The following is a 19,927-nucleotide window of genomic DNA, read 5'->3' on the forward strand; positions in this document are numbered from 1 at the left end:
CAACGATCAGGCGATTCCACCTGACCTTCTCGCGCTTTAGGACTTTGGCCGCTTGACCTAAGTCAAGGGCTTGACCGATTCTGCGGCCGGGCTTTCGCAGATCAAGGTGGCTTATGGGTATCTTCTCCGAATTCCGGGAATTCATCGCCCGCGGCAGCGTCATCGACCTGGCGGTCGGCGTGCTCATCGGCGGAGCCTTCAACAAGATCGTCGAAGGCCTGGTCAACCTGGTCGTCATGCCGCCGATCGGCCTGCTGACGGGCGGCATCGACTTCGCCGACCTGCAGATCGTGCTGAAGCCGGACGATCCGGCCACGGCGGCGAACGAGCTGGTGGCGATCCAGTACGGCGCCTTCATCAACATCGTGATCCAGTTCCTGATCGTCGCCTGGGTGATCTTCCTGCTGGTGAAGGGCGTGAACACCCTGCGCCGCAACCAGGCCGAGGCCGCCCCCGCGGCCCCCACCGCGAGCGAAGCGCTGCTTACCGAGATCCGCGACCTGTTGAAGTCCAGGTCCTGAGGCGACTTGGCTTGGCGCGTGAGGCGGTCTAACTGCGCCCCATGAGCGCGCGCGCCAAGATTTGCGGACTTTCGACGCCCGAGACCGTCCTGGCGGCGCTCGATGGTGCGGCCAGCCATATCGGCTTCAACTTCTTCCCCAGAAGCCCGCGCTACGTGGCGCCGGAGGCCTCGGCTATCCTGGCCGAACCGGCCCGCGCCCGCGGGGTGAAGGTCGTGGCGGTGACGGTCGATCCTGACGACGCCCTGCTGGAGAACCTCCGCGCCACCCTGCGCCCGGACTTCATCCAGTTGCACGGCAAGGAGACGCCGGCTCGGGCTCACGAGGTCGCCGCGCGGACCGGCGCCGGGATCATCAAGGTGCTGTCGGTCTCGGACGCTTCTGACCTGGCTCCCGCGGCGGACTTCGAACTGGTGGCCGAGCACCTGATGTTCGACACCAAGCTTCCCAAGGACCACCCGCTGCCGGGCGGCGGCGGAATGCGGTTCGACTGGACGATCATGCAGGGGCGGCGATTCGCCCGGCCCTGGTTCCTGGCCGGCGGGCTCGATCCGTGGAACGTGGGCGAGGCCATAAGCGTGTCCGGCGCGCCGCTGGTGGACGTTTCTTCTGGCGTGGAGCGTGGTCCGGGACTAAAGGACCCGCTTCTTATCTCGGCGTTCCTGGACGCTGTCCGACGCGTTTGAACTGTAGATTTCCCGTGAACGCTCCGAACAAGCCCAACGATTACACTTCCTATCCGGACGCGAATGGGCGCTTTGGCGACTATGGCGGCCGCTATGTCCCCGAGACGCTGATGCCGCTCGTCCATGACCTGGACGCAGCCTATACGACGGCCAAGGCGGACCTGGGCTTCCAGGCCGAGCTGCGCAGCTTCCTGACCCATTATGTGGGGCGGCCCAGCCCGCTCTATTTCGCCGAGCGCCTGACGAAGCACTATGGCGGGGCCAAGATTTATCTGAAGCGCGAGGAGCTGAATCACACCGGCTCCCACAAGATCAACAACTGCATGGGCCAGATCCTGCTGGCCATGCGGATGGGCAAGACCCGGATCATCGCCGAGACCGGCGCCGGCCAGCACGGCGTGGCGACGGCCACGGTCTGCGCGCGCTTCGGCTTGCCCTGCGTCGTCTACATGGGCGCGGTGGACGTGGAGCGGCAAAAGCCCAACGTCTTCCGGATGAACCTGCTGGGCGCCGAGGTCGTGCCCGTCACCGCCGGTTCGGCGACCCTGAAGGACGCCATGAACGAGGCCCTGCGTGACTGGGTCACCAACGTCCACGACACCTATTACCTGATCGGCACGGCCGCCGGCATGCATCCCTATCCGGCCATGGTCCGCGACTTCCAGTCGGTGATCGGCAACGAGGTGAAGCAGCAGATCATGGAGCTGGAGGGCCGCCTGCCCGACGCCGTGGTCGCCTGCGTCGGCGGCGGCTCGAACGCCATCGGCCTCTTCCATCCGTTCCTGAACGACGAGGGCGTGCGACTGATCGGGGTCGAGGCGGCCGGCGAGGGCATGGAGACCGGACGTCACGCGGCGGCGATCAACGGCGGCCGGCCGGGTGTCCTGCATGGCAACATGACCTATCTGCTGCAGGACGACGAAGGCCAGATCACCGAGGCGCACTCCATCTCGGCTGGCCTCGACTATCCGGGAATCGGGCCGGAGCACTCGTGGCTGCACGATGTCGGCCGGGCCAGCTATCTGACCTGCACCGACCGGGAGGCGCTGGACGCCTTCAAGCTGCTGGCCGAGCTGGAAGGCATCCTGCCGGCGATCGAATCCTCGCACGCCCTGGCCCGGTTGCCCGAGGTCTGCGCCGAGGTCGGCAAGGACGGGATCGTGGTGCTGAACCTGTCGGGCCGGGGTGACAAGGACGTGGCGACGGTCGCCGCGCACCTGGGACGCACGATTTGACCAAAGCTCGTATCGACGCGCGCTTCGACGCGCTGAAGGCCGAGGGCCGCGCCGCCTTCGTCGCCTACATCATGGCCGGCGACCCGGACTACGATACCGGCCTGGAGATCCTGAAGGGGCTGCCGGCCGCCGGAGCGGACGTGATCGAGGTCGGCTTCCCGTTCTCCGATCCCATGGCCGAGGGGCCGCCGATCCAGCGCGCGGCCCTGCGGGCGCTGGAGAACGGCATGACCTTCTCCAAGACCCTGCAGATGATCGCCGAGTTCCGGAAGGGCGACCAGACCACTCCGATCGTCCTGATGGGTTACGCCAATCCCCTGGTGACCCGCGGCTTCAGGCAGTTCGCTCAGGATGCGGCGAAAGCCGGCGTCGATGGCCTGATCGTGGTCGACATCCCGCCGGAGGAGGCCGATCCGCTGGCCGACGCCCTGGACGCCGAGCAGCTTTCGCTGCTGCTGCTGTCGACCCCGACCAGCGACGATGCGCGGCTGAAGGTGATCCTGCGCCGGACGTCGGGCTTTGCGTACTATGTCTCGGTGGCCGGCGTGACCGGGGTGAAGGAAGCGGACGCTTCGGTGGTCGCGCCGCATGTGGAGCGCGTCCGCTCCGCGGGCGGCCTGCCGGTGGCCGTCGGCTTCGGCATCCGGACGCCCGAACGGGCCGCGGCTGTGGCGCGCGTCGCCGACGGCGTGGTGGTCGGATCGGCGCTGGTCGAAGAGGTCGCAACAGGCTTGGCAATGAACGAATCTGTGACCGGCCGGGTTCTTTCCAAAGTGGAATCCTTGGCTAAGGCTGTGCGCTCTGCGCGAGTCGAAAGCCTTTCGGTGTAAAACTCCCCATGGCGATGGCTGAACAGCGAAACGACAAGTCGGGCAAAGGCCCGCAGGGACCGCGCGAACGCCGGGGCTGGTTGTCCCGGATCGCGCCGGGCGTGCGCAATCTCGTGACCAAGCGCGAGACCCCGGAAAACCTCTGGGTGAAGTGCCCCGACACCGGCGAGATGATCTATCGCTCGGACCTGGAGGCCGCCCTCTGGGTGACGCCGTCCGGCCACCATATGCGGATCAGCGCCGAGCAGCGCCTGCGCTACACCTTCGACGAAGGTGAGTACGAGAAGCTGGAAGCGCCGAAAGGCGTGGTCGACGATCCGTTGAAGTTCCCCGACACCAAGCCCTACATGGAGCGGCTGAAGTCCGCCCGTAAGGCCAGCGGCGCGCAGGACGCGCTGAGCTCCGGCTTCGGAGCCATCGAGGGTCAGCCCTGCATCGTCTCGGTGCAGGACTTCAGCTTCATGGGCGGTTCGCTCAGCGTCGGCGTCGGCGAGGCCTTCATCAAGGCCGCGCAGGAAGCCGTGAAGCGGGACGTTCCCTTCGTGATCTTCACCGCCGCGGGCGGCGCCCGCATGCAGGAGGGCACGCTGGCCCTGATGCAGATGGCGCGCACGACCCTGGCGCTGAATGAGGTCAAGGCCGCGGGCCTGCCCTACATAGTGGTGCTTACCGACCCGACCACCGGAGGGGTTTCGGCCTCCTACGCCATGCTGGGCGACATCCACCTGGCCGAGCCGAACGCCATGGTCGCCTTCGCCGGTCGCCGGGTGATCGAGCAGACCATCCGCGAGACCCTGCCGCCGGGTTTCCAGCGCGCCGAGTTCCTGGTCGAACGCGGCCAGATCGACCGGGTGGTCACCCGCGGCGAGATGCGTTCGACCCTGGGTTCGATCCTCAAGACCCTGATGATGGGGCGCGAAGCTTCGAAAGCCGCCTGACCGGAGCAGGCGCCCGCCGGACGGGCGTCTCGCATTCCCAAGCCCGCACCGATTTCACGCCTTCTCCCGCAAGGGAAATGCGGTTAGCTGACCGTGTCACGCGGGGGAACCTTCGCCATGTATGATCCCATCCGCGCTTCCGACGAGGCGATCCTGCGGCTGCGGGCGCATCACCCGTCGCTGATCGACCTGACGACCGGCCGGGTCGAGCGCCTGCTCGCCGCCCTCGGCCATCCCGAAAAGCGCCTGCCGCCGGTGATCCACGTGGCGGGCACCAACGGCAAGGGCTCGACCGTCGCCTATCTGCGGGCCATCGCCGAGGCGGCGGGGCTAAAGACCCATATCATCACCTCGCCCCACCTGGTCCGGTTCGCCGAACGGATCCGGGTGGCGGGCGAGCTGGTCACCGACGAGCGCCTGTCCGAGCTTATCGACAAGGTCGAGGCGGCCAACGCCGGCGAGCCGATCAGCTTCTTCGAGATCACCACGGTCCTGGCGCTCCAGGCCTTCGCCGAGACGCCGGCCGATCTCTGCATCGTCGAGGTGGGCTTGGGCGGCCGTTTCGACGCCACCAACATCTTCGACGCCCCGGCCGTGAGCGTGATCACGCCGGTCGACTACGATCACCTGGAGATGCTCGGACCGGAGCTTTCCAAGATCGCCTGGGAAAAGGCCGGGATCATCAAGCACGGCCGCCCGGCCGTGGTCGCCCGGCAAATGCCGGAAGGCGAGGCGGTGATCCTGGAGGAGGCCGAGAAGCTCGACGCGCCGGTCACCCTGATGGGGCGCGACTTCGACGCCTGGGAAGAGCGTGGGCGGTTGCTGGTGCAGATGCCGGACCAACTCTACGACCTGCCGGCTCCAAGCCTGTTCGGCGGCTATCAGTTCGCCAATGCCGGTCTGGCGGTGGCGGCCGCTCTGGCGCTGGGCGATCCGCGTATCGACGAGGCGGCGCTGGCCAAGGGCGTCTCCAGCGCGGTCTGGCCGGCGCGTTTCCAGCGCCTGACCGATGGCCCGATGGCGAAGCTGGCGGCCGAGCGCGGCTCGGACCTGTGGCTCGATGGCGGGCACAATCCCCATGCCGGCCGGGCCTTGGCCGAGGCGGCGGGGCGGCTGACAGCCCGCGATCCGCGGCCGCTGGTGCTGGTGGCGGCGATGTTCGCCCGCAAGGACGCCCTGGGCTTCTTCCAGCCCTTCGCCGACCTGAAGCCGAAGGTGCTGGCCACGACCTTCGATTCGCCCAATGCAGCCTCGGCCGAAGAGCTCGCCCAGGCGGCGCGCGAGGCCGGACTGGAGGCGCAGGTCGTGGCCGATGTGTCCGAAGGGGTGAAGGAAGCTCTGTCGGGAACGGGGCCTGCGCCGCACGTGCTGATCTGCGGCGGGCTGCACTTCGCGGGCGAAGTGCTGGCCATGAGCCCGGAGACCTGGCCGACTTGAGGAGAAGTAGGCCGCCGCAGGCGGCCCTCGCCGTCTCGATGCTTTGCATCGAGACGCCTCCCCGCCGGGGGAGGATCTGGAGTCTCTTAAGATGCTCCCTCACTGGGGGAGCTGTCAGCAAGGCTGACTGAGGGGACCTCCCCGTCAGGGGAGGTCCTCAAATGCGGTTACGTCAGATCCCGGCCTCGTTGAGCCATTCCACGATCTTCTGCTTGGGCATGGCGCCGACCTTCATCGAGGCCATCTGGCCGCCCTTGAACAGCATCATGGTCGGGATGCCGCGCACGCCGTAGCGCGAGGGGGTGGTCGGGCTGTCCTCGATGTTCAGCTTGGCCACGGTGACCTGCTCGCCGAGTTCGGCGGCGATCTGCTCGAGGGCGGGGGCGATCTGCTTGCAGGGGCCGCACCACTCGGCCCAGAAGTCCACCAGCACAGGCTTTTCCGCCTGCAGGACGTCCTTATCGAAGGACTCGTCGGTGACCGTCACGGTGCTCATGAAAAGCTCCTCATAGCCCAGCTCAGAATCGGTGGCTGCGGCTCTCGATCAGCCGATGTAGGCGGCCACGGCCCTGGTATCAACCTTCCTGGGCGAGCTCGGCGAGGGCCCGGCGCCGCAGGTTTTCTGGCACCGCCATCAGCTTAGGCCCGTCGGTCCAGACCAGCGCCGCCTCGACGGCGCGGCCAGGGAAGACATCCTCAAGCACAGCGGCGTAAATCGCCATCTGGCGCAGATAGGCGGGGTCTGCGTCCTCGATCCTTTCGGGCGAGGGGCGGTTGGTCTTGAAGTCGGCCACGAGCACGCGATCGTGAAGCACGACCAGCCGGTCGAGCCGCCCGGAGATGGCCAGGCCAGGCGGCAGGCCGCGGGCCGTGCCGGCGATGGAAACCTCGGCGCGGCTGCCCGGGCCGAACACCTCGGCGAAGCGGGCGTCGCCCAGCACGCCGAGGGCGGCCCGGGTCATTTCGCTGCGCTGGTCGTCCGTGAGGTCGCGCTCGCGGGCGAGGATGCGTTCGGCGGCGGCCGGTCGCTCGGTGGCCGGCAGGTCGGGCAGGATCTGCAGCAGCTTGTGGATCAGGTCGCCGCGCCGGAACCGGCCCAGGCCCTCCGTACGGACCAGGGGCGAGGTCGCCGGCGTGATCGTCGCCTCGCCGAGCTGCGAGGGAGAGGCGTAGCGGGCGAAGGCCTCCGGCGGCGCCTCGACCTGGGCCCAGGCCGGCAGGGGCGCCCTGGACGCGGCGAGTGCGGTCGCGGCGCCGAGCGGAACCGGATCGGGGCCGAAGCGCAGGAACTCAAGGTCGCCAGCCCTCACGATGCGCCTGTCGCCGGCGACGTCGGCGTGGTCGAAGGCGGCGGCGACCGCGCCCCACCAGCCCTTGACGTTCTCCTCCTTGGCGGTGGCCGACAGCCGGCCGCAGAGCACCAGGCGGTCGCGGGCGCGGGTGAGGGCGACGTAGAGCAGGCGGGCGGCCTCGTCCTCTTCCTTCTTGGCGCGCCATTCGCGGGCCTCGCCGGAGGCGGCGCAGTCGGTGGCCTTGGAGGCGCTCCAGAGGAAGCCGCCGGCCTCGGTGGGCATCAGCGGCGCGCCGCGGGCGGTGCGGGAGAGCGTGGTCTCCGGCAGGAAGACGATCGGCGCCTCCAGGCCTTTGGCGCCGTGGGCGGTCATCACCCGCACCTCGTCGCGGTCGGCCTCCATCTCGCGCTTGACGGTGATGTCGAGGCTGGCGAGGCCGGCGGCCAGGCTCTCCAGGTCCTCGACGCCGCGCCCCTCGGCGGCCAGGACCTGAGCCAGGAACTCGTCGAGGGCGTCCTCGGCCTCGGCGCCCAGGCGCTCGAAGAGGCGGCGGCGCATGGAGCAGCCGGCGGCGTCGCGAAGAGCCAGCAGGCGCGAATAGAACTCAAAGGGGCGCAGGTTGCGCGCGCCTTGCGCCCAGTCGGCGAAGGCGGCGGCAGCCTCCCATTCCGGCCGCTCGCCCCGGCGGCGGCGGAGAACGCCCGCCAGGTCGCCGGAGCGGCCCTTGGCCAGGGCGTAAAGGCTGTCGTCGGAAAGTTCGCAGAACGGGCTGCGCAGCAGGGCCGCCAGGGTCAACTCGTCGTGCGGGAACTGGGCGAAACGGGCCACGGCCAGCAGGTCGTCGAAGATGATGTGCTCCGACAGCGCCAGGCGGTCGGCGCCGGCCACCGGGATCTTCCGATGCTTCAGGGCGCGGAGGATTTCTTCGAATAGCGCCTTGCGGCGGCGGACCAGGATCAGGACGTCGCCTGCGGTGGCCGGGCGGGGCTGGCGCGTCTCCTTGTCGAGCACGGCGTCGCCGCGGGCGATCAGGGCTTCGATCTCGGCGGCGATCTTGCCGGCCAGGCGCTTGTTGGCGCTGGCCTCGCCCTCCTCGTCCAGGGGCGCGTCCCAAGCCTCGCGCAGGTCGCCCTTGGCCTCGCGCTCCAGGGGCCAGAGATCGACGCAGCCATGGTCGGTGCGGACCGCCTCGTGGCGGATCGGCTCGATCTCTACCCGGGGCAGGATGGCCGAGGCCAGCTCGACCGGGGCGAAGGCGGCGTCGACGAAGCGCAGCACCTGGGGCGTGGAGCGCCAGGAAGCCAGCAGATCGACACGTTCGAAGCGGAAGCCTGCGCCGGTGGCGCGGTCCTTGTGGAACTCGAATTCCTGGATCAGCAGCTCGGGCCGCGCGCCCTGGAAGGAGTAGATCGACTGCTTCTCGTCGCCGACCACGAACATGTTGCGCTCGAGGGCGCGGTCGGTGGGGCGGCCGGTGCCGGAGAAGAACTCCTCGGTCAGGGCGCGGACGATGGCCCATTGTTCAGGCGCGGTGTCCTGAGCCTCGTCCACCAGGATGTGGTCGATCCCGCCGTCCAGCTTGTAGAGCACCCAGGCGGCCATGGGACGGGAGGCGACCAGGCCTTGCGTCTTCTCCACGAGGTCGGTGAAGTCGAGGGCGCCGGCGGCGGCCTTTTCGATGGCGTAAGCGGCCAGATAGGCGCTGGCGAGGACGAGGGCGCCTTGGGTGTCGTGGGCTACGCGCGCGGCGCGGCGGCGTTCGCGGGCCAGCTCCAGGCGGTCCTGCTCGGCCAGCAGGAAGAAACGCAGGTCTTCGCGGACCTTGAGCCCGCTGGTCTTGGCGACCCAGGCGACCGGGGTGCTCTCGCCCTTCTCGGTGAAGAGGGCGGCGAGGCAGGCTTCGAAGCCGCCCTCGGGGCCGAGGGCCGCTATCAGCTTCTGGGCGTTGGCCTGGTCGGCCTTGCCGCCTTGCACGAGGATTTCGGCGCAGTCCTTCCAGGCCGAGCGGTTCAGCTCCGCCATCGCCGTCGCCTCAATGGCGTCGGGATCGGCTGGCGCGTCGAATCCGCAGACCTGCCAGATGTCCGCGACCGCGCCTTCGAGCCCGCCGCAGCGGTCGAGATAGGCGCCGAGCGCGCCGCGCTGGGCTTCGAAGGCGGCGAACATCCCCTGGAAGCTCTGGAAATCCAGGGCGACGGAGAAGCGGGCATAGGCCTGGGCGACCAGGCCCTCGCCGCGCAGGGCGAGCCTGGCGACGGCCTTGCGGGCGGCGTCGGCCACGGCGGCGCTGGCGGTGTCGTCCATGACCCGGAAGCCCGGCGAGACCCCGGCCTCAAGCGGGAAGCGCCGCAGGAGCTTTTCGCAAAAGGCGTGGATGGTCTGGATCTTCAGACCGCCGGGGGTCTCCAGGGCGCTGGCGAAGAGGGCGCGGGCCTTGGAGAGGGCGTCGCAGTCGTAGTCACCGGGCGCTCGGCCCTCCAGGCGGGCCAGCTCGGTGCGCAAGGCGTCATCGTCGCGGACCGACCAACCACCCAGCAGGTTGTAGAGCCGGCGCTGCATCTCAGCGGCGGCGGCCTTGGTGTATGTCACGCAGAGAATGGTCTCGGGTCTGGCTCGGGCCAGCAGCAGGCGGGCGACCCGGTCGATCAGGGTCTTGGTCTTGCCCGAGCCGGCGTTGGCGGTGACGAAGGCCGAGAGGCGCGGGTCGGCGGCGGTCCTTTGCGGGTCGGGGCTCATTCGCCGTCCTCCTCGCCGCTGGTGGACCATTCGAAGACGCGGGCCAGGTGGTCGTAGTCGCTGACATGCAGTTTCACGAACTGCGGGGCGACGCGGGAGGCGTAGGGACGGCCGCGGTCGAACTGGTCGATCAGCTTGGCCAGGCCCTCCAGGGCGCGGGCGGCGGCGTCGGCGCTTTCCTCGCCGGCATGGGCGCGAATCTCCTCGCGACCGGCAGGTTTTCTGCCGGTGACTTCCAGATACGTCAGCTCTCCGGGCTCGACACGGCCGATTTCGGGGAAGCCGCCGGCGGCGAGGATCGCGGCCGTCAGGGTGAGCTGCGGCGAAAACCCTGAATCCACGACCTTTTTCGACGGGGCCTTGCCGGTCTTGTAGTCGAGGATGTGGCCATAGCCGCTATCGTCAACCTCGATGCGATCGGCCTTGGCGGTGACGATAAACGGTCCGCCGGGCGCCCCGATGGTCCGCTGGCCCGACAGCTCCACATGGATGGCGCGGCCGTCGGCGCGGCGCCGGGTCTCCAGCTCGGCCACCCAGAGCGCGGCTTCGCGGGCGAGCGCGGCCTCCCGCGCCAGGGCCTCGCGCGGCATGCCGGCGGCCTCCAGCTCGGCGACGTAGAGGCCCTCGAAGATCTCGGCGGTGTTCGGCGGCAGGTCGCGCGGAAAGTCGGTGGCGAAGCGCTCGAAGGCGGCGTGGATGGCGGTGCCGCGGGCGCGCGCCTCGACCGCCTCGTCGGGCCGCTCCAGCGGGTAGAGCCGAAGGATATCGCGGGCCCAGACGGCGTAGGGGTCGCGGGTCAGGGCCTCGACGCGGGTGACGGCCATCTTGCGAGGCCGGTCCTCCAGCGGCGGCGAGGGCGCCGGGCGCTTGGCGGGCTTGTAGGTCTCGGCGGCGTCGAGGCTGCGCGCCCAGTCGAGCAGGTCGGGGCGGCCGGGCAGCTCGACCCCGGCGCCGCGGGCCAGGGTTTCCAGCCGCCAGAGCCAGCGGGACTTCACGGCCGGCGCGCCTTCGCGCCGTTCGGAGTGCAGCAGGATGACTTCGGGCGCGCAAGCGGCCTGGGCGAAGTCGTGGGCGGCGAGGCCGATGCGGCGCTCGGGCGGCGGCAGGCCCAGCCGCTCGCGCATGGGGCGGGAGAGGAACGGGTCGAGCGGCGCGCCTTGGGGCCAGACCCCTTCTTCCAGGCCGGCCACCACCAGGCGGTCGGCGCGGGTCAGACGGGCCTCGATGGCGCCGAGAATACGCAGGCGCGGATGGGTGGCGCCGCCAGTGCGGACCGTCTCGCCGCTGGTCAGGCGCGAGAGCAGGTCGGCGAAGCCGCGGGGCGTGACCGGGGGCAGGCCGTCGGATTCCTCCATAAGCCCGGCGAGCAGGCGACCGAGCGCTTCGCCGCCGTGACCGGCCCAGAGGCCGCCGAGGTCGCCGGTCTCGTCGGCGGCCAGCGTCTCCAGGGTCTCGGCCAGGCGGCGGGCGACGAGGGCGGGGGGCAGGCGCTCGGCGTCGAAAGCCAGGCGCGATATCGAGCCTTTCAGCGTGGCGACGAGGGCGAGGGCGTCGTCGGCCTGCTTGGTTGCGAGATGCGCTTCCAGGGCGCTCCAGGTGGTGCGCTTCGGACCGCGCAGGCCGTGCAGCTCGAGCTGGGTGCGCCGGAGTTGCAGAACGCCGGGCGGGATGGCGAGGCGAACCAGCGGGTGCTTGAGGATGGCCAGCAGGACGATCGGATCGAGCGGGTCGATCATGGCCCTGGCGAGCAGGCCGGCGAGGACGCCGCTGGGACAGCCGGAGAGCGAGAGGCCGGCCGAGGAGTCGGGGATCACGCCCCAGCGCGCGAGCTTGGCCGAGACCCGACGAGCGAGGGCCTGATCGGGGGCGACCAGGGCGGCGGTGCGGCCGGGCTGTTCGAGGGCTTCGCGCAGCAGGAGGGCGGCGACGGTGGCGGCCTCTTCCTCGGCGCGGGCGCTGATGACGCTGAGGCCGGAGAGGCCCTCGGCGATGGCGTCGACGCCGTCCTTCTCGCCTTCGCGGCGCAGGCTCTCGATGACCGATAGCCAGTCGGCGGTGCGTTCGGCCGGGCGCAGGGCTTCGTTGATCACCCGGCGGCGCCAGCGGCCCTGGGATTCCAGGGTGAAGGAGGCGGGCCAGGGCATGACCTCGCGACGGTCGACGCCGGCGCGGGCCAGCAGGCGTCGCATGGCGCCCTGGGGATGCTGCTCGCCGACCTCGACCCAGGCGGATTCGGCCAGGCTGTCGTCGAGCCCGGGCAGCACGACCGCGCCCTGAGGGGCCCGCGCGACCACGCGCAGCAGGTCGGCGGTGGCCGGGGCCGTGCCGGTGGAGCCGGCGGCGATCAGCACCCCCTGCGGCGGGCGTTCGGTCCAGGCCTCCGCCAGGCGGCGGAGCAGGGCGACTCGGCGCTGGGAGACGTCCAGGAGGCCGAGCTCTTCCAGCCGGGCCGGCCAGGCGAGCTGAGCCATTTCCAGGAACTGGCGGCTGATGCGCCAATGCTCGGCGAGGTCGGCGTCCACGAGGTCGGCGAGACCCTCGCCAGTGACCTCCTCGATCTGCAGGCTGTCGAGGAAGCCGCCGAGGGCGTCGGCCAGCTCCAGGGCCGCTGAGGCGTCGAGCTCGCGGCCGAGCTCGACCTCGTGCGCCTTGACCAGGCGGGCGAGTTCGAAGCGTCGGCGCAGGGGATTGATGGCGGCGGGCAGCTCGACGGCGAGGTCGCCGGGCTCGAACGGCGGCTCCCCCTCGTCGAGGTCGCCCAGTGGCCTGATCTGCGGCGGCAGCACAGCCTTGCCGCCGCCCGCGGCGATGAAGGCGTCGGCCAGCGCCCGCGCGCCGCGCCGAGTCGGGGTGAGGATGATGGCCTGCGACAGGGCGTCGGGGCCGAGCGGTGTCAGGGCGTCATAGAGCCCGGAGGCCAGGTCCTGCACGAAGGGCCGGTGTGCGGGGATGTTGAACCACCGCGGGGCCGGGCGGGCGAAGAGGTTCATGGGCGTGCGCTTCCCGCCCCCTATCCTTTTGCGGGAGACGTGGACTTGGCGAGCTTGGCCTCGGCCGCCTCCCGGGCGGCAGGGTCGCCGACATGCATCCAGAATCCGTCCATGACCGCCCCGAACAGGCGGCCCTGCTCGGAGAGGCGCCACCAGACCGGGACGATGGAGAAGGCGCCGTCGGGCTCGCCGTCGAGGATCTGCGGCTTGAGGATCTGGAAGCCGATATTGGCGTAGGGGGTCGGCGGTTCGGGCTTGGCCGAGTGGGTCAGGCGGCCGGCGTCGTCGCGGAAGAAGCCTTGCGGGCCTTCGAAGCCGATGCCCTGGCCGCGGGGGACCAGCAGCAGGCAGAGGTCCATGCGGTCCGGATCCCAGGCCGCCTTGAGCGTTTGAAGAGCCGGGGTCTCGCCGTCGATCCAGAGGGAGTCGATGTTGGCGATGAGGATAGGCTCGTCGCCCAGAAGCGGCCGGGCGTGCCTGATCCCGCCGCCGGAATCGAGCAGCGCCGCGCGCTCGTCGGAGATCAGGATTTCGAGATCCTTCCGGCCGGCCAGATGGGCTTCCATCTGGTCGGCGAAGTGGTGGACATTGACCACCGCCCGCTCGACCCCGGCCTCGACCAGGCGGTCGAGCACCCGGTCGATCAGGGTGCGGCCGGCCACCTCGACCAGGGCCTTGGGCCGATCGTCGGTGAGCGGCCGCATCCGGGTCCCGAGCCCGGCGGCGAGGACCATGGCGGTCTTGATCCGGCTCATCGGCGGGCCTCGGCCGGGACGTGGCGGTCGAACCAGGCCTTGAGGCCAGTCATGGCCGGGTCCTGGAGGTTGCGTTCCAGGTAGCGCCAGGTGCGGGGCATGAAGGCCTCGTACTGGCGCCGGCCGAGCAGGGCCTGGCGGGCGAAGACCCGGCCGAGGATGCGTGCGGCGTTGGAGGCTGCGAGGGCGCGATAGTCAGTGCGGAAGATCTCGGGATCCAGGTCGGTCCGGGCGGCCAGGAAGCGGTCCAGCATGGCGCCTTCCAGCTCGGCCGAGACGTCACGGCGGGCGTCCTGCAGGAGGTGGGTCAGGTCCCAGGCCGGGTGGGCGCGAAGGGCGTCCTGGAAGTCCAGCAGGCCGACGCGGGCCGCGCCCTGGCGCTCGGGCAGCCAGAGCAGGTTCTGGGCGTGATAGTCGCGGTGGGTGAAGACGCTGGCGCCGGCCTCGCCGCGGACCCAGACGGGCGCCCAGAGTTCATCCCACTCGGCGATGGCCTGGGCCGAGAAGGGGGCGAGGCCGGAGAACTTCGGCCACCATTCGAGAAAGGTGTCGGTCCCGACCTTCAGGGCCAGGGTATCGTAGGTCAGCAGCGGCCAGACCGCGTCGCCGGCGACCAGGACGTCGGGGGGCGCGGCCTCCTGGAGCTGGACCTGCACGTCCACGGCCGCCTCGTAGAGCGGCTGTTCGGCCTGGCCCTCGGCGATCAGCGTGGCGTAGAGGCCATCGCCCAGGTCTTCGAGGACGGCCAGGCCAGCCTCGATGTCGTGGGCGATGATTTTCGGCGCCGAGAGGCCGTGTTCGCTCAGATAGGCGGCGGTGGCGACGAAGGCGGCGACCGAGCCGGCGGCCAGGCGCGCGGCGGCGTTGTAGCCCATGGCCATGCGCTCGGCGTCGGTGGCGCCGGGTGGGCACACCGCGGTCTCGGCGGCCGGCGGCTGGTCCATGAAGATCACCCGCGTCCCGTCGGGCAGATGCAGCCGCTCGTAGCTGCGGGTCGAGGCGTCGCCAGCCAGCAGTTCGCGCCGCGCCGTGTCGAGGCCGGCGGCCTTCAGGAATTCGGCCTTGCGGCCCTCACGATCCGAACTCAATCCCACGTCCTTCCCAGGCCCCCGCCGGGATCAGCCGCGCGCGGCGGGCCTCTCCGCCATCTGGCGACTCATCAGGAATGATCTCTACATCAAGTCGGTCGGGCGGAAGATGGCCCTCCAGGCGCTCGGGCCATTCGATGACCGCCGCGCCGTCGTCGAGGGCCTCATCGAGGCCGATCTCATAGGCTTCGTCCGGCGAGGTGAGCCGGTAGAGGTCGAAATGCGCCACCTTCAGCCGCGGACCTTCATAGAACTGGACGATGGTGAAGGTGGGGCTCGGCACGTCCTCGGTCGGGCCGGTCAGGGCGCGGATCAGGGCGCGGGCCAGGGTGGACTTGCCGGCGCCCAGGGGGCCAGTCAGGCAAACGGCTTCGCCGGGCTGCAACTCGGCGGCGATGGCCGCGCCCAGGCGGGCGGTGGCGGTCTCGTCGTCCAGTCGGAATTCGCCGTCGGCGGGGGTGATCATGCGAAGGCCTGGTCGGGATGGGCGGGCAGGACGCGCTCGACATAGGCCTTGAGCGCCAGGGTGGCGGCGTTCGCGTCCGGATCGAGCGCCTGGGGCGCGATCGTCGGGCCGACGATCAACGAGAACTCGCGGCCCCGCTTGTTCAGCAGCTCATGGAAAAGGGTGATGTCCCGCAGCTCCTTGGAGAAGCGGTTGAAGAAATGGAAGAGGCTCGACCAGGGCCCCGACAGATGCATGGGAACGAGGGTCGCTTCGTACTTGCGGGCGATGGAGATGGCGCTGGCCATCCACTCCGGGTCGGCCAGCACGCCATCGGCTCCATGGCGGGCGATCCGGCCGGCGGGGAAGATCATCAGGGCGCGCTCGGCCTCCATGGCCTCGCGGGTGAGCTGCAGGGTCATGCGCGTGCGTTCGCGGGTGCGCTTTTCCTCGACCCATTCGACGGGGATCAGGATCTCGTCGAAGCGCGGGGCGACCCGATGGGCGTCGGAATTGGCGTAGAAGCAGATGTCCGGCCGCGCGCCCTTGAGCGCATCGTAGACGGCGATGCCGTCGCCGATACCGGTGGGGTGGTTGCAGATCAGGATGGTCCGCCCCTGCTGCGGCAGGCGGCCTAGGCCGTAGATTCCCACCTTCAGGCTCAGGAGGTCGGAGATGTGGTCCAGCGCCGCGCGGCCGGAGAGCGGTGCGATGGCGTCGGCCATGGCGCGCGCCTTGCGATAGTCGAGCATCCGGTAGAGCGGCGGGCGCACCAGCGGCCATAGGGCGCCGCCTGACAGCTTGGGCGCGCGCTCGGCGATCAGCACGTCGATGATGTGGTCGTGATAGGCCTTGCCGGCGGGCAGGGCGGAAGCGGTCGGTGCGAGGCTCGTCATCGGACGCGCAGAATGCGACGGCGGCGGGCGGAGGGGCAAGCGGATCGGCGTCGCCGCTCACCATCTCACCAACGCCGGTGTCATCCCGGTTTCGGCTGTCGGCCGAAGACCCGGACCCATAAGCGCCCGATCAGCAGGATGCGGCTCGGGCGGAGGCAAGCCTTCGATCGCCACGCTTATGGGGCCCGACCTTCCGCTTCGCTCCAGCCGGGATGACACTGCGGGGAAGTGAGGTGATCGCTGACGTGGCGTCAGGCCTACCCAGGTGGCTCGCATAGGCCTAGGGTTCGGCATGCGCGACATCCAGCATTTCATCGATGGTGTAGCTGTTCCTGGCGCTTCTGGCCGGTTCGGCGAGGTTTTCGACCCCAATACGGGTGAGGTCCAGGCAAAAGTCGCCTTGGCTAGCGCGGCCGAACTGGACGCTGCGGTCCAGGCCGCTCTGAAGGCGCAGGGCGCCTGGGCGGCCCTCAATCCGCAGCGGCGAGCGCGGGTGATGTTCGAGTTCAAGCGGCTGGTCGAGGCGCGCATGGACGAGCTGGCCACGCTGCTGTCGTCGGAGCACGGAAAGGTCGTCGCCGACTCCCGGGGCGACGTCCAGCGGGGGCTGGAGGTGATCGAGTTCGCCTGCGGCATCCCCCACGCCCTGAAGGGCGAATACACCGAGGGCGCGGGGCCGGGGATCGACGTCTATTCCATGCGCCAGCCCCTGGGCGTGGCCGCGGGTATCACGCCTTTCAACTTCCCGGCCATGATCCCGATGTGGATGTTCGGGATCGCGGTGGCCGTGGGCAACACCTTCATCCTGAAGCCTTCCGAGAAGGATCCGTCCGTGCCGGTGCGGCTGGGCGAGCTGTTCATGGAGGCGGGGACCAATCTCGGCATGGATCTGGCCGGGGTGCTGAACGTGGTCCACGGGGACAAGGTCGCGGTCGATGCGATTCTGGAGCACCCGGCCATCGCCGCGGTCAGCTTTGTCGGCTCGTCGGACATCGCCCACTACGTCTATCGAACCGGGACGGCCAACGGTAAGCGTGTCCAGGCCATGGGCGGGGCCAAGAACCACGGGATCGTCATGCCCGACGCCGACCTCGACCAGACGGTGAAGGACCTGGTCGGCTCGGCTTACGGCTCGGCGGGCGAGCGCTGCATGGCGCTGCCGGTGACCGTGCCGGTGGGCGCCAAGACCGCCGAGGCGCTGCGCGAACGGCTGCTGGGCGAGATCGAGACGCTGAAGGTCGGGGTCTCCACCGACGCCGCCGCGCAGTATGGGCCGGTGGTGAGCGCGGCCCACCGCAAGAAGATTTCCGACTACATCCAGCTCGGCGTCGACGAGGGCGCAGAGCTGGTGGTCGATGGGCGCGGCTTTGCGCTGCAGGGCTTCGAGAAGGGCTTCTTCATCGGGCCGTCGCTGTTCGACCACGTGAAGCCGACCATGAAGACCTACCGGGATGAGATATTCGGCCCGGTGCTGCAGATGGTCCGCGCCGAGACCTTCGAGGAGGCGGTGGCCCTGCCGAGCCAGCACCAGTACGGCAATGGGGTGGCGATCTTCACCCGCAACGGCCGGGCGGCGCGGGAGTTCGCGGCGCGGGTCAATGTCGGGATGGTGGGGATCAATGTGCCGATCCCGGTGCCGGTGGCCTATCACACCTTCGGCGGCTGGAAGCGCAGCGCCTTCGGCGACGCGAACCAGCACGGCATGGAGGGCGTGAAGTTCTACACCAAGGTCAAGACGGTGACGGCGCGCTGGCCGGAAGGCGACGCCCACGCCGATTCCGCCTTCGTCATTCCCACCATGCGTTGAAGCTTCTAGTCTCGCCCGCAGGTCTTCCTGCGGGGCGCCAATGAAGAAATTCCAGGTCTGGGCGATCCTTGGGCTGGTCGTCGCCCTCGTCGCGGTCGGCGGCTACGCGTACTGGGCCAAAGAGCTGCGCTGGCGGCCCAAGACGATCACACGGAACCAGGCCGAGATCGCCCGGATCCTCGAGACCGCCGGCTGGGTCTCGCCGGGCAAGACCGGGCCCAAGCTCTACATGGTCTCGTTCCGCACCTGCCCCGACTGCATCCGGTTCATGGCCGAGGAGTTCCCGCTGCTGCACGCGGCGAACGTGGACACGCGGGTGATCGTCATCGCGCGCCGCGACGTGAACGGGGTGTCCAAGTCCACGCCGGCCGAGCGGGCGACGGTGGCCGAGCTGTGGCTGAACCGCTCGTGGCCGCTGATGCAGCAGTGGGAAGAGGTTCCGGCGGAGGCCTGGACGGCGCCGGGCGTCGCGGCGGCCGACGGCGACATGGCGCGCACGGCGGTGGTCGAGGCCGGCCGCAAGCTGGTGGACGACCTGCGGCCGCTGCTCAAGGCCAACGGGATCAACTTCGCCTATCCGACCCTGATCTGGTGGACCAAGGACGGGAAGATGCGCGGCTGCGCCTGCGAGCGGCGCGAGACCTATCGCTTCGTGCGCCAGGAACTGGGGGTCACGGGTTAGCCGTAGGGCTTGCCCGATACGATCTGCTTGTTGCGGGCCCGGGTCTTGCGGCCCTGGCCGCGCGAGGCCTCCGTCTTTACCGGGCGGCGGGTGTGCGTCTGGCCGTGGAGGGCGTCGGGGTCGGCCTCGCCCCAGTCGAGCTGCGGGTTGTCGTCCTCCTCCAGGTCGTGAGCGTCAAGGTTGGCGGGCGAGCCGTGCAGCGCCGCGTTCGGCTCGGTGTCGAAGGATCTCGGCTCCTGCTCGGGGCGGCCCGGGCTTGCCTGCTGGTCCAGGTCCCTCTGGCCCATCCCGGCGCCTTGCTGGCGCGCGCGGTTGGCTTCCTGGGTGGTCGGCGAGTAGCTTCTCGGTTTATCGGGCATGCTGGTCTCCTCATCCATCCAAAGACCAAACCGCCATCTTGCGCCCCTGTTCCGCCCTTGAGGCCGGCGGCGTGGCGGGCTAGGCGATGGCGCCATGCCTTCCCCTCTACAATCGGCCTACGACGCCAAGCTGGCGAACGGTGAGATCCGCCCTGATCCGGTCCAGGCCGCGGCCCTGGCGCCGCTGGTGCGGCTGGAGGGCGATCTGGCCCACGCCGAGCCCAGCGGCTTTGCCTCGTTCTTCAAGAAGCCCGAAGGTCAGAGGGGGGTCTATCTGATCGGCCCGGTGGGGCGGGGGAAGTCCATGCTCATGGACCTGTTCTTCGCCAATGCGCCGGTGGCGAAGAAGCGGCGGACGCACTTCCACGTCTTCATGGGCGAGATCCACCGCCTGATCGACGCCTGGCGACGGGGCGACGCGGCCGCGCGCAAGGCGAAGTTCGGCCAGGCCAAGGGCGACGACCCCATCCCGCCCGTCGCCGACGTCGTGGCGGGCCAGGCGCGGCTGCTCTGCTTCGACGAGTTCCAGGTCACCGACATCGCCGACGCCATGATCCTGGGGCGGCTGTTCGAGGCGCTGTTCGCCCGCGGTGTGACCCTGGTCGCCACCTCGAACCGCATGCCGGACGAGCTTTACAAGAACGGCATCAACCGCCAGCTCTTCCTGCCGTTCATCGATCTCTTGAAGAGCAAGGTCGAGATCGTCGTGGTGGCGGGGCGGCATGACTATCGGCTGGACCGGCTGCGGGCGGCGGGATCGTGGTTCTCGCCGATCGACCCGGACAACGAGCGCAGCTTTCAGGGGCTGTGGCGGGACATGCTGAACGGGGACGAGGAGACCGGCGAGACCATCGAGGTGCTGGGCCGCAAGATCCACCTGCCCCACACCGGGGGCGGCATGCTGCGGGCGAGCTTCGCCAGCCTGTGCTCGGTGGCCCTGGGGCCGAACGACTACGTGGCCATCGCCGACCGCTTCCATACGGTCTTCCTGGAGGACGTGCCGAAGCTGACCGCCAACCGGCGGGAGGAGGCGCGGCGGTTCGTGATCCTGGTGGATGCGCTCTACGAGGCGCGCACGCGCACGGTGCTGCTGGCCGAGGCCGAGCCTACGCTGCTCTATCCGGAGGGCGACGGGGCCTTCGAATTCGAACGCACCGCCTCGCGCCTGCAGGAGATGCGCTCGGCCGACTGGCTGGACGAGAACGCTCTAGATTCAAAGATTTGAGCACG

At 69.8% G+C, this 19,927-nt stretch carries 17 protein-coding genes; 9 read left to right on the top strand and 8 right to left on the bottom strand.

The window, feature by feature from the left end:
* Window positions 1-113 precede the first annotated feature (113 nt).
* The 6 genes from mscL (at window position 114) to ABID41_RS09610 (ending at window position 5,647) form a co-directional block, all read left to right on the top strand.
* Entirely contained in the window at window positions 114-521 is a 408-nt protein-coding gene (gene mscL / locus ABID41_RS09585; RefSeq protein WP_331931530.1) for a large-conductance mechanosensitive channel protein MscL, read from the top strand.
* 41 nt (window positions 522-562) lie between these two features.
* A complete protein-coding gene (locus ABID41_RS09590; protein WP_331931531.1) occupies window positions 563-1,207 on the top strand; it encodes a phosphoribosylanthranilate isomerase in 645 nt (214 codons plus the stop codon).
* A 14-nt stretch (window positions 1,208-1,221) separates the two neighbouring features.
* Window positions 1,222-2,442, top strand: a complete 1,221-nt coding sequence (gene trpB, locus ABID41_RS09595; RefSeq protein ID WP_331931532.1) for a tryptophan synthase subunit beta — start codon at window positions 1,222-1,224, stop codon at window positions 2,440-2,442.
* A complete protein-coding gene (gene trpA / locus ABID41_RS09600) occupies window positions 2,439-3,272 on the top strand; it encodes a tryptophan synthase subunit alpha (RefSeq protein ID WP_331931533.1) in 834 nt (277 codons plus the stop codon). Before trpB ends, trpA begins: the two co-directional genes overlap by 4 nt.
* An 8-nt stretch (window positions 3,273-3,280) precedes the next feature.
* Window positions 3,281-4,210, top strand: a complete 930-nt coding sequence (accD, locus tag ABID41_RS09605) for an acetyl-CoA carboxylase, carboxyltransferase subunit beta (protein WP_331931534.1) — start codon at window positions 3,281-3,283, stop codon at window positions 4,208-4,210.
* 117 nt (window positions 4,211-4,327) lie between these two features.
* Entirely contained in the window at window positions 4,328-5,647 is a 1,320-nt protein-coding gene (locus ABID41_RS09610) for a bifunctional folylpolyglutamate synthase/dihydrofolate synthase (RefSeq protein WP_331931535.1), read from the top strand.
* A 172-nt stretch (window positions 5,648-5,819) separates the two neighbouring features.
* Here the strand turns inward: ABID41_RS09610 and trxA are convergent, their stop codons facing one another.
* The 7 genes from trxA to ABID41_RS09645 form a co-directional block, all read right to left on the bottom strand.
* Window positions 5,820-6,143 (bottom strand): thioredoxin, encoded by a 324-nt coding sequence (trxA, locus tag ABID41_RS09615; protein WP_331931536.1) that lies wholly within the window; start codon window positions 6,141-6,143, stop codon window positions 5,820-5,822.
* Window positions 6,144-6,222: 79 nt separating this feature from the next.
* Window positions 6,223-9,675 (bottom strand): double-strand break repair helicase AddA, encoded by a 3,453-nt coding sequence (addA, locus tag ABID41_RS09620; protein ID WP_354297462.1) that lies wholly within the window; start codon window positions 9,673-9,675, stop codon window positions 6,223-6,225.
* Window positions 9,672-12,665: a double-strand break repair protein AddB gene (gene addB / locus ABID41_RS09625; protein WP_354297463.1), complete on the bottom strand. Its 2,994-nt coding sequence runs from the start codon at window positions 12,663-12,665 to the stop codon at window positions 9,672-9,674. The genes addA and addB overlap by 4 nt, the downstream gene beginning before the upstream one ends.
* A 20-nt stretch (window positions 12,666-12,685) precedes the next feature.
* A complete protein-coding gene (locus ABID41_RS09630) occupies window positions 12,686-13,420 on the bottom strand; it encodes a nucleotidyltransferase family protein (protein WP_331932466.1) in 735 nt (244 codons plus the stop codon).
* Window positions 13,417-14,508: an N-acetylmuramate/N-acetylglucosamine kinase AmgK gene (amgK, locus tag ABID41_RS09635; protein ID WP_331932465.1), complete on the bottom strand. Its 1,092-nt coding sequence runs from the start codon at window positions 14,506-14,508 to the stop codon at window positions 13,417-13,419. The genes ABID41_RS09630 and amgK overlap by 4 nt, the downstream gene beginning before the upstream one ends.
* Entirely contained in the window at window positions 14,492-14,974 is a 483-nt protein-coding gene (gene tsaE, locus ABID41_RS09640) for a tRNA (adenosine(37)-N6)-threonylcarbamoyltransferase complex ATPase subunit type 1 TsaE (RefSeq protein ID WP_331932464.1), read from the bottom strand. Before tsaE ends, amgK begins: the two co-directional genes overlap by 17 nt.
* Window positions 14,971-15,849 (bottom strand): GNAT family N-acetyltransferase, encoded by an 879-nt coding sequence (locus tag ABID41_RS09645; protein ID WP_331932463.1) that lies wholly within the window; start codon window positions 15,847-15,849, stop codon window positions 14,971-14,973. Before ABID41_RS09645 ends, tsaE begins: the two co-directional genes overlap by 4 nt.
* Window positions 15,850-16,141: 292 nt before the next feature.
* On the opposite strand from ABID41_RS09645, the gene ABID41_RS09650 reads away from it, so the two are divergent.
* Both ABID41_RS09650 and ABID41_RS09655 read left to right on the top strand, forming a co-directional pair.
* On the top strand, window positions 16,142-17,656 hold the full coding sequence (locus tag ABID41_RS09650; protein WP_331932462.1) for a CoA-acylating methylmalonate-semialdehyde dehydrogenase: 1,515 nt from the start codon (window positions 16,142-16,144) through the stop codon (window positions 17,654-17,656).
* Window positions 17,657-17,696: 40 nt separating this feature from the next.
* Window positions 17,697-18,338 (top strand): hypothetical protein, encoded by a 642-nt coding sequence (locus tag ABID41_RS09655; protein WP_354297464.1) that lies wholly within the window; start codon window positions 17,697-17,699, stop codon window positions 18,336-18,338.
* Here ABID41_RS09655 and ABID41_RS09660 read toward each other — a convergent pair.
* A complete protein-coding gene (locus tag ABID41_RS09660) occupies window positions 18,335-18,697 on the bottom strand; it encodes a hypothetical protein (protein WP_331932624.1) in 363 nt (120 codons plus the stop codon). The two genes, ABID41_RS09655 and ABID41_RS09660, sit on opposite strands and share 4 nt — an antisense overlap.
* A gap of 94 nt (window positions 18,698-18,791) precedes the next feature.
* Here ABID41_RS09660 and zapE point away from each other — a divergent pair, with 94 nt between their 5' ends.
* Complete coding sequence (gene zapE / locus ABID41_RS09665; protein ID WP_331932625.1) at window positions 18,792-19,922, top strand: cell division protein ZapE; 1,131 nt, start codon at window positions 18,792-18,794, stop codon at window positions 19,920-19,922.
* Window positions 19,923-19,927: the final 5 nt, after the last annotated feature.

Origin of the sequence: Phenylobacterium koreense, from assembly GCF_040545335.1 — a bacterium.
In the GTDB taxonomy this organism is placed as follows: domain Bacteria; phylum Pseudomonadota; class Alphaproteobacteria; order Caulobacterales; family Caulobacteraceae; genus Phenylobacterium; species Phenylobacterium koreense.